The following is a 14,732-nucleotide window of genomic DNA, read 5'->3' as shown; positions in this document are numbered from 1 at the left end:
CCTTTTCAGCCGCATCCTTGCACTTCCTTTCTCTTAGGTACTATTCGCCTCTGTAATCTAGATCGCGCTTTACTACGTAAGGCAGCCGTGAATTTACGGCATGAGCATTGGTTTTAACATTGAGATACGTTCCCGTCTCAAAGCGGGTAAAGCGATAGTTGATGACCAGCTGCTTGCTTTCGTAATAAAGCAGATTGCCTTGACTGTCTCTAATCGGCTTAAAGGCAACATAGGCAAAAGGTACAAAAGCGACCAGAAAGGCGATAGTTGCCACGATAATTGACACCCCAATGCTTGCCCCGACAAATGAGAACAATGCCTTAAAGATGCCAAACAGAAGCACGCCAAGGATCACTCCTCCTGCCGTAATTGAAACCTGCATCCAAGATGCAAAGCCCAAGACTCTCTTTTGCTCACCAGAAAGGTTAACGATCAAAGGTTGTCTATTCACGATCTATTTTCCTTTCTGAGGCCGACTATCCGATGTTGTTAACGATGGCTACAACTGCCCCAGCGTTCAAGATGATGAATTCACCAATTACGACAAAGAACAAGCCAACGATTGATGAAGTACGTGACCGTGGGTCACCAGCTACTGAAGCAGCACCGATCTTCAAACCGAGAACTACGGCTACGCAGATCAAGCAGGCAGTTGCGATAGCTTGCAGCGGGTCAACGAACTTCAGAATCATATCGGCAAAGGTGTTTGCATCAACGCCGCTGCCACCATTGGCCTTTAAGATTTTTTGTGCGGCAGAGGCACTAGTGGCCTTACCGCTTGTTTTAGCATCTACGACCACAGCAGGCAAAACTGCGAACAAAGTGGCACTTGCTGCGGCAATCTTTGCCTTCAAAAACATCTTTGAGTTGGTCATGAAGCTTTTAATTTTATTGAACATTTCAACCATGTCCTTTCTAAAAAATACTAGTATTTTTACCGGCGAAGAAATGTGGGTCGACATTTCTTTCGTCATTTGAAATCATATCTTTTTAGCCAATTTTCTTGTTAATTACTATTTTTGACGAAAAAAATCCCTCTGAGAAAAAACAGACATCAATCTATTTTTCCTCAGGGGGAATATCTTGTTATTTTTGGATTTAGTTTGCCACAGACAGATCTGCAGACAAGTACATCTTTTCTTCAGACAACAGCTGAATGATGGATTCGTCATCGAATACTTCGACGATAGGCTTCCCGTTTTTGTTTAAAATTGGCTTATCAGTCTCAGTGTCCCATCTTAGGTAAGCGCGAAAGTGCTTGTGATCAAGTTCTTCCTCGCTTGGAGCACACCATGGTGGCATATTTCTCAGCTTTTGCTTTGCTTGTTCAATGTACTTTTCTTCTTGCTTGTGTGCACGTTTGCCGTGCGCTGAAAATCTTTTGAAAACAATCATGTTTTTCCCTTTCTTTTTGGCTTAACGCCTTTTTTGCTGGCCAGCATCTAACTAAAACTTAGCATATGTCAGCAAAAAAGATATAATTCTTTAGTTTTGCTTACTATTTTCTGTTTGATACCTATTTTGGCAAGCTCCTTTAAAAAAAACATGTGAAAGGTTTGCAGGAAAAATTGAAGAACTATTAATTGTTCGTGAGGAAAAAGGAAAGGAATTCTAAAGAATAAGCAAACCGCAAAAGAAGAAAAAGCATCCCTGCCCGCTTATTTAGGCAGAGATGCCATCTTAGATCGCCGTTGTTGCCATTAGCAAATTCTTTTTGGACTTTTAGGGGATCTTTTTTGACCAAAACAAAAGCAGCATCCCTGCCCCATAGATTTCTCCATGAAGTAAGGATGCTGCCCTAATGCTGATTAGCAGATCTCGATTTGTGCACTAGTCCAATTGACGAAATTATCGTTAACAATGTCCTGCATTTCATTTCCTCAATTTTTGGGGTTTAGCCTTCTAACTTTGCCATTCTTTGAACGTCATGGTTTCAATATCATCATCGCCATATTCAAGCAAATAATCAATTGAATTGACCACATGACAAATATTGTAACGTTGCCGTTCTTCGACTTGAATGACAAATTGAGCTTGCCACTTGTATTCACACTCAACGGCATAAATAGATTCGTCATCGTTTAGATGAACTAAAACTAAAAAATTAACAGAATTCATTTTTTCCTCCTATTTACATTAACTTAGCAACTGTTTCCGGCTCAACAATCCTTGAGCCTGCATCATCAAGCAAAGCAGCATCATCAATTCCAAGATGCGTGATTACGTAGCGCATATGGGAGTCGTACTCAGCCGCCTCACATGCCACCGAGATGCTTAAAGCAAGATACTTGCCTAAGCTTGGTACAGCGTAAGTGCGGTGCTCAGTAATGACGAATTCGTCTTTGGTTACCTCAAGAGAATCGAGATAACGGTCTACGTCCTTCATCATCTTGCTGCCTTCCAAGTCCACGTAGTATTCTTTCCCGTCAATATCAAAGACAGGAACGTCCACAAACTCAACGCATTGAACTGGCTTTTCAGCTTTGTGAGAGCTGAAAAGTGGATGCTTGCTGATAGCTTCCTTCATTTTTTGAATGTACGATTGACGTACTGTTAATCTGTTTAACAATTTTTTGCCTCTTTCTCATATATTGCGTCATGCGGTTAGTGATAATCGCACACGTCAAGAATTTCAATTGTGACAATCTTTGATCTGTCCGAAACTGGCTGATTATTAAGGTCATAGCCCTCAAAAATCATTCGGAAGTTCTTGCTGACATCAACAGCAAACTTTCCGGCAAATTCGCCGTGAAGTTTATGACAATGTGATGATGAGCTGGGTGACAGCTCATATAAGCTGTTGACTCCCGAGAGTTCGTTCAGACGCACTTGAATACGCTTAGCACAGTCGCTGCCGTATTCCTTCACGAGCAATCTGCGATTGCACAGGACACGGCCTAACTTGCTAGAACCTGCAACAAGTTCCATTTGTCTTTCCTCTCTGCTCTTATCCAGCAATTGTTCTGACAAACAAGCAGCATCCCTGCTTTCCACGATCCTTCACCGTCAGCCTCAAAAGCATCAACTAGTGATTTTTCATAGAAGGGATGCTGCTCTTTATCTCCCAAGCTGTACTTGTAATTGTCTTTGTCTCCGTCTTCTTTGGGCAGAACTCCGAATCTCATATTTCGGGCTTTTGGCCAAAATATCGAGATCCTTCTTCCGGCCATGCTCTAATACTGCTTGTAATACGTCTCTATCACAGTCTTGAACAAGAATGTCCAAGTCTTTATCGCGGCCTTGAAAGGCTACAATTTGGCGCACGAAATCGATTGGGTCATGAACGAGAATATCTAAATCCTTGTCTCTGGCCTGCTCTGCTACTGCACCACGGACGTATAAGTCGCTGTCTTTGACTAAGATATCCAGATCTTGATCTCTGCCACACTTAGCGACTTCTTTTCGTACGCAAGCTGCGGGATCATGAACGAGAATGTCCAAATCTCTATCACGGCCACATGAAGCAACCGCGGCTCTAACCAGTGCACTCTTATCGTGAATAAGCCAATCAAGGTCTTTGTCACGGCCTTGACGTGCAACTGCAGAGCGGACGCTTTCATCATGATCGTAAACAAGAATGTCAAGATCCTTGTCGCGACCTCTGAGAGCAACTTGATAGCGATAATCCGGAATTCTGCTCATGATAAGCTTGTCCAGATCTTTGCCGCGGCCATACATAGCTACAGTGGATAATACCGTGTAGCTAGAGTCCTCAATCAAAACGTCAAGGTCTTGAGGTCTGCCTTGCTGAGCAACTGCTGCTCTAACGAATTCACTTTCATCGTTGACAAGCCGGTCAAGATCCTTATCGCGGCCCTGGCGTGCAACTGCACAGCGGACGTTAATGTTGGGATCATTAACCAAAATATCCAAATCCTTATCACGCCCTTGCTCAGCAATGGCGACACGCACTTCATAGCTTGAAGTGCACACGTCATAGTAAAGCCGGTCATTGCGCTTAATAATCTTGTCTAAGTCCTTGTCACGGCCGCGCCAAGCAACTGCTTCCATGACTTCAGAGCTGAAATACCAATTGGCAACCAGTTCATCCAAGTCACTGTCTTGACCATAAAGAGCAAGACAAACCTTGTCGATTCTCTTGTCGCTCTCCCGCCACATTGGCAAAAGATCAGCAAGCTCTTCAACCGACTTTCCGGCCGCAAGCTCTTCCTTGTCATAGCCATGCTGGCAGTCAGCTAAAGCAAACTTTCCTTCTGCTTGAAGTTTCTTCAAATTTTCAAGGTCAAGTTCACGAGTAGTCAAGGTGTTAGTCGTCATAGTGTTTGCGTTCATTGTTGTTTCTCCTGTTGTCTTCTAAATCAAAAAGGACACCAAATACGCAAGCGTATTCGATGTCCCTTTGAAATTATGTGATTATCTTTTTCAGCGCCCTCAGACTATTCCTTGGGTTTTGTTCCATTTTTCTTTCTCAGCTGGCGAACGACTTCTTGTCTTACCAAGACGCTTTCGTCACCAACCAGTTCGATCAGATCTTTCTGTCTGCCGTGTGATGCTACGGTTTGCCGGACAAAGACATCCTCGTCATCGACAAGCACATCCAAGTCCTTGTCGCGGCCTTTCGTGGCAACAATCTCACGCACAAACCAGTCTGGATCATGCACCAAACGATCGTAGTCCTCGTCTCTTCCATACATGGCAAGACAGATCCGATGGGACAGCTTATTGCTGCGCCGACACTCATACAGACTGTCAGCAAGCTCGCTCAAGCTGCTATAAGGTGTCTTATTCAACTCAAGCTCACCACTGCTTTGCAGCTGCTTCAGATTCTCCAAGTCGAGACTCTTCTCAAGCTTGCGTTCTTCGTATTCGGTCTTCTTGTCAGTAATTGTCTTAAAAATTGTCATCATTTTTCCTTTCTAACTAAATCGGTTCAAGATCAAAATCATCAATAAAGCCATGCTTTACAGCATCTTTCAGAAAAGCCTCAATAGACGTATAGACGTGTCTTCCAAGTTTTTCCACTCGATTAACACTTGCTCTTCTTCTTTGCTGAACGGCTCAAGGTGTTGAGGGATGCGGTGCAAGCTAAAGCCATTTACCCAACTTTCGTCAGAAAATTCGCCCATTGCCTGCCACAAATGCTCAGCACCCTTTTCATCGTTTTTGAAAAATCCAAAATCAACATTGTTGATCTTTACTGAAATCCAATCTTGGAACATCGTTGTATCCTCTTATTAATTTGTGCTTGTCCAAAACTTGGTCGGCGTCAGCTTGTCATTTTTGTCCAATTTGTCCGCAAAGGCTTGCAATGAGTAATCATTGCCTTTGCAGTCTTGAACTTCGTCTTCTTTCAGTTCAGCTTGGGTAATCAGCTTAATCGTTGAATTATCACTGCCGTCATGATCGTAATAGTCAGCGTGAATGAAATTGTCATCGCCAACATAGATGCGAATGTCGTTAGAACTGGTGCGGAAAAGCTCATCCGGCTTGACAATCAAGCGATAGCCAATCCGGCCTTCGAGTCCGTTCCAGTTGCCATACACGGGCTGATCGCGAACTGCGATGAGCAGAAGAGCTGTTACATGAGTGCGATAGCGCTTCTCATAGCGAGCAATAAACTCACTGAGATTAGATACCGTTTCTGCTTGGTAAAACTCGATCTCATCAGCGTAGGCGTAATCCGCTTCATCCTTAGTCAATTCAGCCCGGCTATATGAGTCGCAGAAATCCTCGTAGTCATATGCAAAGCTGTCGTACCAAATCTGCTTAACAGTAGTTTTCATTTTTCTGTTCCTTTCATAAAAAAGAAAAGGACTTAAATGGACGGCAGCAAGTGTCGATCACATAAAAGTCCTTTTGGATTAATCTGTTTTTGTTTGTGTTTTACATTAAGTCATGCTCACGCAGACTAAAATATTCCCCGCCGCCGACAATGATGTGATCGAAGATACTCATCTTCATCACATTGCCGGCCTTGGTTAAGCCTTTTGTCATTTCTAAGTCTGGTTCTGAAGGACTAAGAGAGCCACTTGGATGGTTATGGGCAACGATAATGCCTGCACATCCATAGATAACCCCATAACGGAAAATTTCCCGTGGGTGTACCCATGACCGATCAAGAGTGCCTTGGAACAGCATTTTCTCGCCAATCAGATTCATCTGTTCGTCAAAGTAAAGTGCCCAAAATTGCTCTTGCTTTTGCCCAGAAAGCTTGTCAGCTAAGTACTTACCAATTTCTGAACTGGAAGACATGCAGACATTCCGATGCAGTTTGATCTTCCGAAGACGATCCATAACTGATTCAATAGTCACAGCCAAGTCTTCTGGACAAGCTGGACCAGTAGCATAGTCAATCAAGTCTTGGAAGCTCTCAATATTCTCACTTTCGAGCAAGCAAAGTACGTCATTCAAGTTTTGACAAGGCAGCTGATTAAAAAGCCGCTCAAGCAAATCCCGGTCAGTTACCATGCTTTCAAGATCCAACGAAAGTTGTTCTGCCTTTGGTTGCAATGCGTTAGGTTTCATTTTTGTGCCTCTCTTTTGGTTTAAAATCCTATTTTTCATTAAGCATAAAAGCCAACTCCAGTAGATACAATCTCACCATCATTAGCTTCAAAGTGACATGAGTTATCCCACGTCTCTACTAATGCACTCCCCAACGACTTAAAGTCAAGGAAGTTCAGCAGATTTGGTGCGCCATTAAAATCAGAATATTGATTGAGCTGGTAGTTTGAGTACCAGCCATCTTCAACCTCATACATGGCAAAATCTTCTTCATTGGGATACCAGTAAAGTTCTGAATCTTGCCATTCTCCTTCACCAAATTCTTCCAACAGCTCAGACGCAATACTTGGGTGCTTTGCTGCTAAATCTTGGTAGTTGTTAAAAATTTCTTGTTCGTAGTTCATTTTCGTGTCCTCTCTATAAATTAAACAGCCTGTTGTTCCTTCAGCAATTCCAACGCACTTTGAATAACAGTTTGTAAGACAAATGAGCTATCGTCATTTGCTAAAATCTTCAAGTGCTTTAAATTTCCCTGAAAAGCAACAGCCTCTCTGATATATTCACTGTCATCACGCACAAGGATATCTAAGTCCTTCTCACGTGCCCAGTCAGCAACTTCCTTACGAACATCCTCATCTTCATCATGAACAAGGATGTCTAAGTCCTTATCACGGCCAATGACTGCAACAGTTTGACGTACATCGGCATCCTTATCATGCACAAGAACGTCTAAGTCCTTGTCACGACCAAAGTATGCTGCAAGCTCACGATCTGCTGCCTTATCGCTCTTTACAAGCTGATCAAGCTGTTCATCGGTTTGCTCCCAGTACTTTGCGTCGTAACGATATTGAAAATTCTCTGGTAACTTGTAAGTAGTCATTTTTGAGTCCTCTATTCTTTAAAACAAAAAGGGACTCAAACACCATATGTGTCTGAGTCCTCTGTGCCAATAATATTTTTCGATTTTCTCAACTATGGTGGTCCCATAATTGACTCCTTTCTAGTGCCTTGAAGGCACAAAAAAAGAGACTGCAAAAATTTCTGCAGTCTCCTTTAACCTTATTTCTCTGTTTGTAAAATAACCAAAAGCACGACAAATACGCCATGCAAGAATTGTAAGTCCGGCTAAGCCGGGCTTTTAACCACTACACGAGAGAACTCTCTCATGCCAGCAAAAAATGCTGAAAAATTGTTGACCTTGCGGCCCACTAGAGCAACTGTTCTAGTGCTAAACTCCCTATGGAGTCTAGGCGTAAAAACTAAATACAATAATCTTTACCCCTTAATTGTACATCTTGTCAGCCAAAATTGCATCTCCAAACAGAACTAACTTTTTCCGGCGAAAGAAAACCATCCCTAGCCTGTACATTGCTGTACGGGAGGGATGCCATCTTCATCAGAAATGACACCTTGGTAAATCAGTATTTGTTGTCTATTCAAAGGAAAAAGACTTATCAAAAATGACACCTTATCAATCTTTCGAAGATAACCAAGTGCGTGTAATCGAGGGAAAAGACTTATCAAAAATGACACCTTATCAATCATTGTCCTTTGCTAATTCATCTTGACTTAAGGGAAAAGACTTATCAAAAATGACACCTTATCAATCTGGTTTTGATGTGTTTTTCAAAAAAATTGCGGGAAAAGACTTATCAAAAATGACACCTTATCAATCCGTTTAATTGTAATCTATTTCTAATGTCTTGGCAAGCCCAAACAAAAAACAGCCTCCCCTGCCCCACGGATTTATCCATGGGAGGGATGCTGCTTATACTAATCGTTTTCTTCTTCCTGTAAAACTAACAGTTTACGAACGAAGTCACTTTGTGCTTCATCGCTGATCTTGCCTTCTTGAACAAGCTTCATCAACTTTTCGTAAACCAACATTTTGATGACATTAAAATAACATGTCACGCCATCTTGACCACTATTAATTTGAATAGGTCTAACTTCGTTAGTGTAAATGTTGATTTTCAGTTCTGTCTTTTGACTGCGAAATGACATCACCATAAAGTTTGGCTCTTGGCTAGTGCCAATGCGTCCAAGCTTGATCGCTTTTCCCTTAAAGCCACATTTCTGCAAGAATGCTTTGTAAGCAAACTTAGCATCGTTGACGTCGATTGGACTAAACACGCCCATCGGATCATACTTTTTGCTGTAGTGCTTTAAGAAAGAGCTGTCTTCGCAAGCAGCTTTCATTGCTTGGCAGATCTTCATCATCTGTGCTTCATCATTGTGAAGCAAATCCTCATGCCACTTCGAAATATTGTAGTAGTTAAGGAAGGATCTGTTATCCATCGTGGTCTGTTCATTGACAATCCATGCGCCAACCGTATAGAAGAGACGCTGAGCAACGGCTTCCAAAAGATTCAAATATCTCTTTGAAGCTAAGACCTTTTTGTCTTTAAAATCATCATCTGGAATATCCCAATTGATATCCGAGTTGCTGATTTCAATCAGTGCCGCCATTTTGTGTTCTGCATAAGATGGCATCTTGACGATGATCTTATACTCACAGCATGGAGCAGCTTTTGGATACGGCTTTTGGATCTCACCTCTAAAGCCTGACGTGAAGAATGTCTGCGTCAAGTGCTTAAACATCTCCTCCATCTCAATTGGCGAGCAAAAAATCGCATCTCTCTTGTATTTTACCTTCATTGATTTTCCTTTCGTAGTTAGAACAGAGCAAGCTGAACGGCATTCTCGCTGACTTTCGTCGCATGTACCATTATTTGCTCCAATTCTTCATCAGTGTAAGAACTCTTTGCCTGGCCAGTGTACTTAGGCTTGGAGTCCATTTCATCTTTAAGCTTTTCGTACTCAATCTTGTCTTTGATGCCCTTTTCGAGGTCTGGGAACAATTCATCAAAGTAGCTGTAGATCCAGTCCCGGCATTCGTCATTGAACACTGTAAATGGTGTCAATGTATCATATACCTCTGGGTCCTTGATCAAAGAGTTATTAAGTCCGCAGTGAGAGCAATAAAGTTCAAAGGCCCGTGCAAATACCTCAGTTGGAGTTGAGTAGTATTCAGCCTTCTTGCTAAGCTCTTTGCTCTTGTAAATTGCGGATTGTGCACTCTTTAAGATTCTTGCAAAAGAATCGCTTAATGACAAGATATTGTCTTCGTTTGTATTGTAATCCAAGAAATGGCCATATTCGTGGATAAAGCTCTGCAAGCCTAAGCCACCTCCGTCACTTGGGCGAAAGTCAACGGCTACCGTATTGTTGAACGGCGTAAAGATTCCGAGAGCCTTGTGATTGCGGAGCTTTCTAAAGCGCAAAATTGGCAAAGCCCCGTTCTTGGCACGTGGAATGATGTCGCCGATTGACGTAATCTGAGGAACGATTTTATGCAGATCGTTCAAATCTACGTCATTATCTATTTCAACATCTGCAAACAGATCTTTCCAGCCATTGCTCAAGCGTGTCATTTCAATTTGGGTTTCCTGCTTAATGTTCTTTTTAGTTTGGTAGAACTTAGCGTGAGACTGCTTTGACTGTTGCTGCTGGTATTTCAGCATGCTAGCTTGTGATACGAAGTTAGCCATAAAGCTAGTAAGGAAGCCGGCTGCCTGAACTGCCCAGAAAGCTTCCAGACACTTGCTGTATTCTCCACTTGTTTGAACGTTTGGCACGCCCATATAGTCGCCGAAAATGGCCCATTTAATGTCATCATCTTCCTTATCGGTGTATTCAATAAAGCCGGTGGGCTCTCTATCAATTTCGTAGGGGCGCAGACCAGATTTAATGAAGTCGCTTTTATAGTTTGTAGAAAGAGACAGCATCATAATTACATTCTCAGCGTGAAGGGCTTTCGTGTGAAGGTACTTCATTGGATCGTTGTAAAACTTGCTGTTCAAGCCGCTGCATTCTGATTCCTTAGATTGGACATACGCCTTTTGGATTGCTTCTCTAAAAAGCATCGCGTATCCACGCATGGTTTCCGCATTTAAAGTCAAAAAGCTATTATGGCTTAAATAGCTTGGATGCGGATAAATCCAATACTGATAACGAGAAGGATGATTAGCATAGCGAGGCATCACTTTGTTTTCTGGATCAATCAGACACAAAATGTTTCTTCCCGTCTCACTTTCGTTCTTTGTCAGATCCGTAAACATGTACAGATGATCCAAAGCACGATCCATTCCATCTTTCCCGTCTTTGAAGCATATGTCGCCAAGAATTTCTTGTTCCTTTTGGCCCATTTCGCTTGGGTCGACCTTTTCTAGCGTATGCAGCTTTCCGGCTGCTTGGCGCAAAACACCAGCAAACAAGTCAAGGTCTTCCATTTCACTGGTCTTGAAAGGCTCATCTGGATTTTCAGCGCAGGCGTTGCGGTAAACGTAGCGCGCAATTTTGGCCCAGATTTGAGACTTTGTATCAGTCTCTTTCAGCGTCAAAGAATATTTTTGGTGCGAAAATCCGTAGCTTTTGCGCATCAAGTCGGTTACCTTATGACTTACGTTAATAGTTTGATTGTTCATGAGAAAATTCCTTTCTAAAAGAAAACAGGCTTGGACGTTCAGTCACTAGCCTGCTTAAATCTATTTGTTATTTAGTAGTTAGAGTTTGGCGAAAAAGACTTGGGATCAAGATCGTTTACGTTCGGCTGCCGATTAATTTCAGCATATACCCTTTGATCCTGCCCATTTTTTCCTTCAAAGTCTTGAGTGGCTTGGTTTATAAGCCGTTCGTACTGACTTTTGATGCTGTTCTTGCTAACTACACGTTTATTGTTTCCATTGTCGTCTCTATAATTGTTGTAGCGGCGACTACGTTGATGGTTATAAGCATTTTGAGGGCTATCTTGGTATCCGTAGGACGAATTCTGAGACGGCTCACTGGCTGGTCTGCCATTGCTTTCTCCACCTTCTGATCTGCTTTGACTTTGATTGTCTTGCCCAGCTGACGCCTCTTGAGAAGCGTTTTTCTTTTTGGCAAGCTCATTTTGCTGCAGAACTTTTCTGGCAATTTCTACCATTTGATCCTTAGTAAGAGAACTGTCATTAAACACGTCATCAAGGCTTCTGTAGCTCTTCTTGACAGGGATTCCGACAAGCTTTGATTGAGCTTTTTTGCGGATTGTCTGCCCAGCGTTGCACAGAAAGCTTTCAACTGCAATGTAGTTCATGTTGATTGTGCTGGATGGATCATTTGGATTGACCACAGGCAAGCTTTCAAGTCGACCTTCCACCATGATGGAATCACCCTTGTGATAGTTCATGATGATTCTCTTGGCTTCAGAAGTTAAGAACAGCAAGGTTACGTAACTGTAGTTTGACTTTCTCGTGCCTTTTGAATCAGTCCAGAAATAGCTTGTGTAGCTCATCTTAACCTTGACGATCCAGTATTTCGACTTGATGCGCTCTTCGGTTGATGTCTTGCCTTCCTCTGCTGCATTCTTGGCGTAAAACTGGTTGATTTGAAGTTGTGGCTCTTCGTCAAGCCGACCAAGCCGACTGCTGCCATTCATCGTGTAAGCATACTCACGACGGTCGAACAATTCAGTTGGAATTGGGCTGACTGAGCTTTCATGCTGGCCCAGCAAATTAGCAACTTCCCGATCTTCGCCATTGATTGCAAAATACTTGATGTTCTTTTCGTTAAGCATATCTATTGTCTCCTTTTGAAAGCAAAAGGCTTAAACGCCACGTGGCGTCTAAGTCCTTTGAAAATTAATATTTAGTAGTTGTTTGGTCTCCAGCTGCGCTTTACCATGTAAGATTTCTTTACAATGTATTCAGCGTATTTGAAGAAGTCATTTGGATTCTCGACTGCGACCTCATTTGGTTCTCCGTTCAAGCCGTAATCCGTGATAACAATATCAGGAATCCGATTTCTCGAGAACCAAACGAATTGATTTTGATCATTGCCAGCAGCCGACTGATCTAATTGTTCCTTGTTCCGTTTGTCAAAATAGATTTTGATAACGTTCCGCTCAATCGTACGTCCAATTGGGCTGCCATCGGCATCCAAAATGTTTGAATGCGAGTGTGCATCTCTTGGGTCAAGAATAACCTGTTCATGTCTGATCTCGGTATAAACCTTTTGTTTCTCTGATTTGTTGTGGATAACAACGCCACCATTCATCGCTTCGTGAACGATGCACTGCAGCCACCACATTCTTCCAGTCACATAGCGAAAAACATAGCGAGATGGCTGTGTCTCTTTGCTACATTCCTTACGAGCAGGTTGCATTTTGCCGTTTTTCTTGATGCTTACACCCTTGGTTTTAGTGCTTACTACAGAATTCTTTGCGTTTGTCATTTTAGTTCTCCTTTTGTCTTTTTTATTGCTTTGTTGAAAATTTACTATTTATTGTTGTCACGCTTTTCGTAGATGACATTTTCTTCCCGTCTATACTTAACCATGTAGGAATGGTCTACTGCATAGTGCGCGTACTTGAAAATGTCATTCGGGTCGCTGACTACAAATTCGTTGCGGCGGTCTTTCACTCCGAAATCTGTGATTACAAGGTTAGGCATCCGGCGCTTGCCGAACCAGTAGAATTGGTCAATGCCATGAGAAGCGGCAGCTTGATCCAATTGTGCCTTGTTGCGGCGGTCAAAATAGATTTTGATGACATTGCGCTCAATGCAAATATCCTCTAGAGCAGATAACGGTTCGTTAGTCCGAACATCAAAAACAGTGCGGTTGCTTTTCGCGTATACCAGCTCTCTTGCAATTTCGGTATAGATGTTTTTGCGATGGAAAAATCTTGCCGCAAAGAAAACAGCTCGCAGCCACCACATTCTTCCAGTCACGTAGTTAATTCCTTTCAGTTTTTCAGTTAAAGTTTCTGAAGCCTTGACCTTCTTTACAGTTGGCTTTGTCAGCTTCTTCTCTTCTTTCTTCTGCTCATCAGCCTTGATGCTGATAGTTTCATTCAAGTTTTCCTTCATAAAATTAAACATGTTGTTCATTTTGCATTCTCCTGTTTCTATTTAATTGAAAATTGTTGTTTAGATAAGATTCCGAGCTTCCAGTTCAGAAAAAGCAACTTCATGACTATCTTCACACGCTGAATAGCACGAATCACCGTAGCCATTTGGAATCGTAGTGTCATCCAACATATGCTTCTCGATCAAAAGCCCCGTCCAATCATCATTGTCATCACTGTCAATGTCATCATTGTCAGTATTATTTTCCTGCACTTTTGCAACCATCTCAGCAGCACGTGCCATTGCAGAGCCAAAGTCGCTGAAGACACCGTACACTTGATAGTCCCATGGCCATTCAAGATCTCCTCTTACGATATAAACGAACTGTTCATTTTGCGGTTTCATTTTTCCGTTCTCCTAGTCTTTAAACAAAAGAGGACTCAAACACCATATGTGTCTGAGTCCTCTGCCAATAATATTTTTCGATTGTTTACAACTATGGCGGTCCCATAATTGACTCCTTTCTAGTGCTTTGAAAGCACAAAAAAGAGGCTGCAAAAATTTCTGCAGTCTCCTCTAACCTTATTTTTCTCTGTTGTAAAATAACTAAAAACATGACAAATACGCCATGCAAGAATTGTAAGTCCGGCTAAGCCAGGCTTTTAAACACTACACGAAGAAATTTCTTCATGCCAGCAAAAATGCTGAAAAATTGTTGACCTTGCGGCCCACTAGAGCAACTGTTCTAGTGCTAAGTCCCCTATGAGACCTAGGCGTAAAAAACAAATTTAAAATTCTTTACTCCTTAATTGTACATCTAGTCAGCCAAAATTGCATCCCCAAACAGTACTAACTTTTTCCGAAAAAAGCGATAGATTTGCTTTTCCATCGCTTTTGCGCGCGTTTTGCGATGGAAATCAGTCGTAGATGCAAAAGAAAAGCATCCCTACCCTGTACATCGCTGTACAGGAGGGATGCTCTCATCAAAAATGACACCTTCTCAATCCAGTAGCCGTCATCAAGAATGCAACACGTTGGGTTGTACCTTATCAGAAATGACATCTTGCAAATTAAAAGCTGGAAAAGTTGATATTTTATCAGAAACGAGACCTTAGTAATCTGTTCAGCGCTCACTTATAACTCGCAAGACAGTTTGTACCTTATCAGAAATGAGACCTTCTCAATCGCATCAACCTCTGGATTATCAGTTTGGCATTGGGGAAAAGAGGTATCAGAAATGGCACCCTCTCAATCATTCAAGAAACTGGGGCTAAAAAAGCGCTTGGGGAAAAGAGGTATCAGAAATGGCACCCTCTCAATCCGTTTAATTGTAATCTATTTCTAATGTCTTGACAAGCCCAAACAAAAGCAGCCTCCCCTGCC

At 42.2% G+C, this 14,732-nt stretch carries 19 protein-coding genes; all 19 read right to left on the bottom strand.

Annotated elements, in window-relative coordinates; all coding sequences use genetic code 11:
* Nucleotides 1–40: 40 nt before the first annotated feature.
* Complete coding sequence (locus ACYVUV_RS11310; RefSeq protein ID WP_484499392.1) at nucleotides 41–451, bottom strand: hypothetical protein; 411 nt, start codon at nucleotides 449–451, stop codon at nucleotides 41–43.
* A 25-nt stretch (nucleotides 452–476) separates the two neighbouring features.
* Nucleotides 477–899, bottom strand: coding sequence for a hypothetical protein (locus ACYVUV_RS11305; protein WP_484499391.1), 423 nt, complete (start codon nucleotides 897–899; stop codon nucleotides 477–479).
* A gap of 199 nt (nucleotides 900–1,098) precedes the next feature.
* Entirely contained in the window at nucleotides 1,099–1,395 is a 297-nt protein-coding gene (locus ACYVUV_RS11300) for a hypothetical protein (RefSeq protein WP_484499390.1), read from the bottom strand.
* A gap of 507 nt (nucleotides 1,396–1,902) precedes the next feature.
* Nucleotides 1,903–2,118 carry a hypothetical protein gene (locus tag ACYVUV_RS11295; RefSeq protein ID WP_484499389.1) on the bottom strand — a complete coding sequence of 72 codons (216 nt, stop codon included), beginning with the start codon at nucleotides 2,116–2,118 and terminating at the stop codon, nucleotides 1,903–1,905.
* Between the two features lie 13 nt (nucleotides 2,119–2,131).
* Nucleotides 2,132–2,527: a hypothetical protein gene (locus ACYVUV_RS11290; protein ID WP_484499388.1), complete on the bottom strand. Its 396-nt coding sequence runs from the start codon at nucleotides 2,525–2,527 to the stop codon at nucleotides 2,132–2,134.
* A 77-nt stretch (nucleotides 2,528–2,604) separates the two neighbouring features.
* On the bottom strand, nucleotides 2,605–2,970 hold the full coding sequence (locus tag ACYVUV_RS11285; RefSeq protein ID WP_484499387.1) for a type II toxin-antitoxin system RelE/ParE family toxin: 366 nt from the start codon (nucleotides 2,968–2,970) through the stop codon (nucleotides 2,605–2,607).
* 87 nt (nucleotides 2,971–3,057) lie between these two features.
* Complete coding sequence (locus ACYVUV_RS11280; RefSeq protein ID WP_484499386.1) at nucleotides 3,058–4,293, bottom strand: hypothetical protein; 1,236 nt, start codon at nucleotides 4,291–4,293, stop codon at nucleotides 3,058–3,060.
* A 104-nt stretch (nucleotides 4,294–4,397) separates the two neighbouring features.
* On the bottom strand, nucleotides 4,398–4,868 hold the full coding sequence (locus ACYVUV_RS11275) for a hypothetical protein (RefSeq protein ID WP_484499385.1): 471 nt from the start codon (nucleotides 4,866–4,868) through the stop codon (nucleotides 4,398–4,400).
* Between the two features lie 66 nt (nucleotides 4,869–4,934).
* Complete coding sequence (locus tag ACYVUV_RS11270) at nucleotides 4,935–5,180, bottom strand: hypothetical protein (RefSeq protein WP_484499384.1); 246 nt, start codon at nucleotides 5,178–5,180, stop codon at nucleotides 4,935–4,937.
* 15 nt (nucleotides 5,181–5,195) lie between these two features.
* The gene (locus ACYVUV_RS11265; protein ID WP_484499383.1) at nucleotides 5,196–5,744 is read right to left on the bottom strand and encodes a hypothetical protein; all 549 of its coding nucleotides are present in this window, start codon (nucleotides 5,742–5,744) and stop codon (nucleotides 5,196–5,198) included.
* A 100-nt stretch (nucleotides 5,745–5,844) separates the two neighbouring features.
* Nucleotides 5,845–6,429 (bottom strand): JAB domain-containing protein, encoded by a 585-nt coding sequence (locus ACYVUV_RS11260; RefSeq protein ID WP_484499414.1) that lies wholly within the window; start codon nucleotides 6,427–6,429, stop codon nucleotides 5,845–5,847.
* Nucleotides 6,430–6,524: 95 nt separating this feature from the next.
* Nucleotides 6,525–6,869, bottom strand: a complete 345-nt coding sequence (locus ACYVUV_RS11255) for a hypothetical protein (protein ID WP_484499382.1) — start codon at nucleotides 6,867–6,869, stop codon at nucleotides 6,525–6,527.
* 20 nt (nucleotides 6,870–6,889) lie between these two features.
* Nucleotides 6,890–7,345: a hypothetical protein gene (locus ACYVUV_RS11250; protein ID WP_484499381.1), complete on the bottom strand. Its 456-nt coding sequence runs from the start codon at nucleotides 7,343–7,345 to the stop codon at nucleotides 6,890–6,892.
* 893 nt (nucleotides 7,346–8,238) lie between these two features.
* Nucleotides 8,239–9,123, bottom strand: a complete 885-nt coding sequence (locus ACYVUV_RS11245; RefSeq protein WP_484499380.1) for a hypothetical protein — start codon at nucleotides 9,121–9,123, stop codon at nucleotides 8,239–8,241.
* A 17-nt stretch (nucleotides 9,124–9,140) separates the two neighbouring features.
* Nucleotides 9,141–10,952, bottom strand: a complete 1,812-nt coding sequence (locus ACYVUV_RS11240; protein ID WP_484499379.1) for an LPD1 domain-containing protein — start codon at nucleotides 10,950–10,952, stop codon at nucleotides 9,141–9,143.
* A 71-nt stretch (nucleotides 10,953–11,023) separates the two neighbouring features.
* Complete coding sequence (locus tag ACYVUV_RS11235; RefSeq protein WP_484499378.1) at nucleotides 11,024–12,079, bottom strand: hypothetical protein; 1,056 nt, start codon at nucleotides 12,077–12,079, stop codon at nucleotides 11,024–11,026.
* Nucleotides 12,080–12,150: 71 nt separating this feature from the next.
* Entirely contained in the window at nucleotides 12,151–12,735 is a 585-nt protein-coding gene (locus ACYVUV_RS11230; RefSeq protein WP_484499377.1) for a hypothetical protein, read from the bottom strand.
* A gap of 44 nt (nucleotides 12,736–12,779) precedes the next feature.
* A complete protein-coding gene (locus tag ACYVUV_RS11225) occupies nucleotides 12,780–13,391 on the bottom strand; it encodes a hypothetical protein (RefSeq protein WP_484499376.1) in 612 nt (203 codons plus the stop codon).
* Nucleotides 13,392–13,430: 39 nt separating this feature from the next.
* A complete protein-coding gene (locus ACYVUV_RS11220; protein WP_484499375.1) occupies nucleotides 13,431–13,754 on the bottom strand; it encodes a DUF7336 domain-containing protein in 324 nt (107 codons plus the stop codon).
* Nucleotides 13,755–14,732: the final 978 nt, after the last annotated feature.

The organism is Lactobacillus sp. WILCCON 0149, from assembly GCF_057197965.1.
Note: the sequence above shows the minus strand (reverse complement) of the source record. Positions and strands in the feature narration are given on the sequence as shown.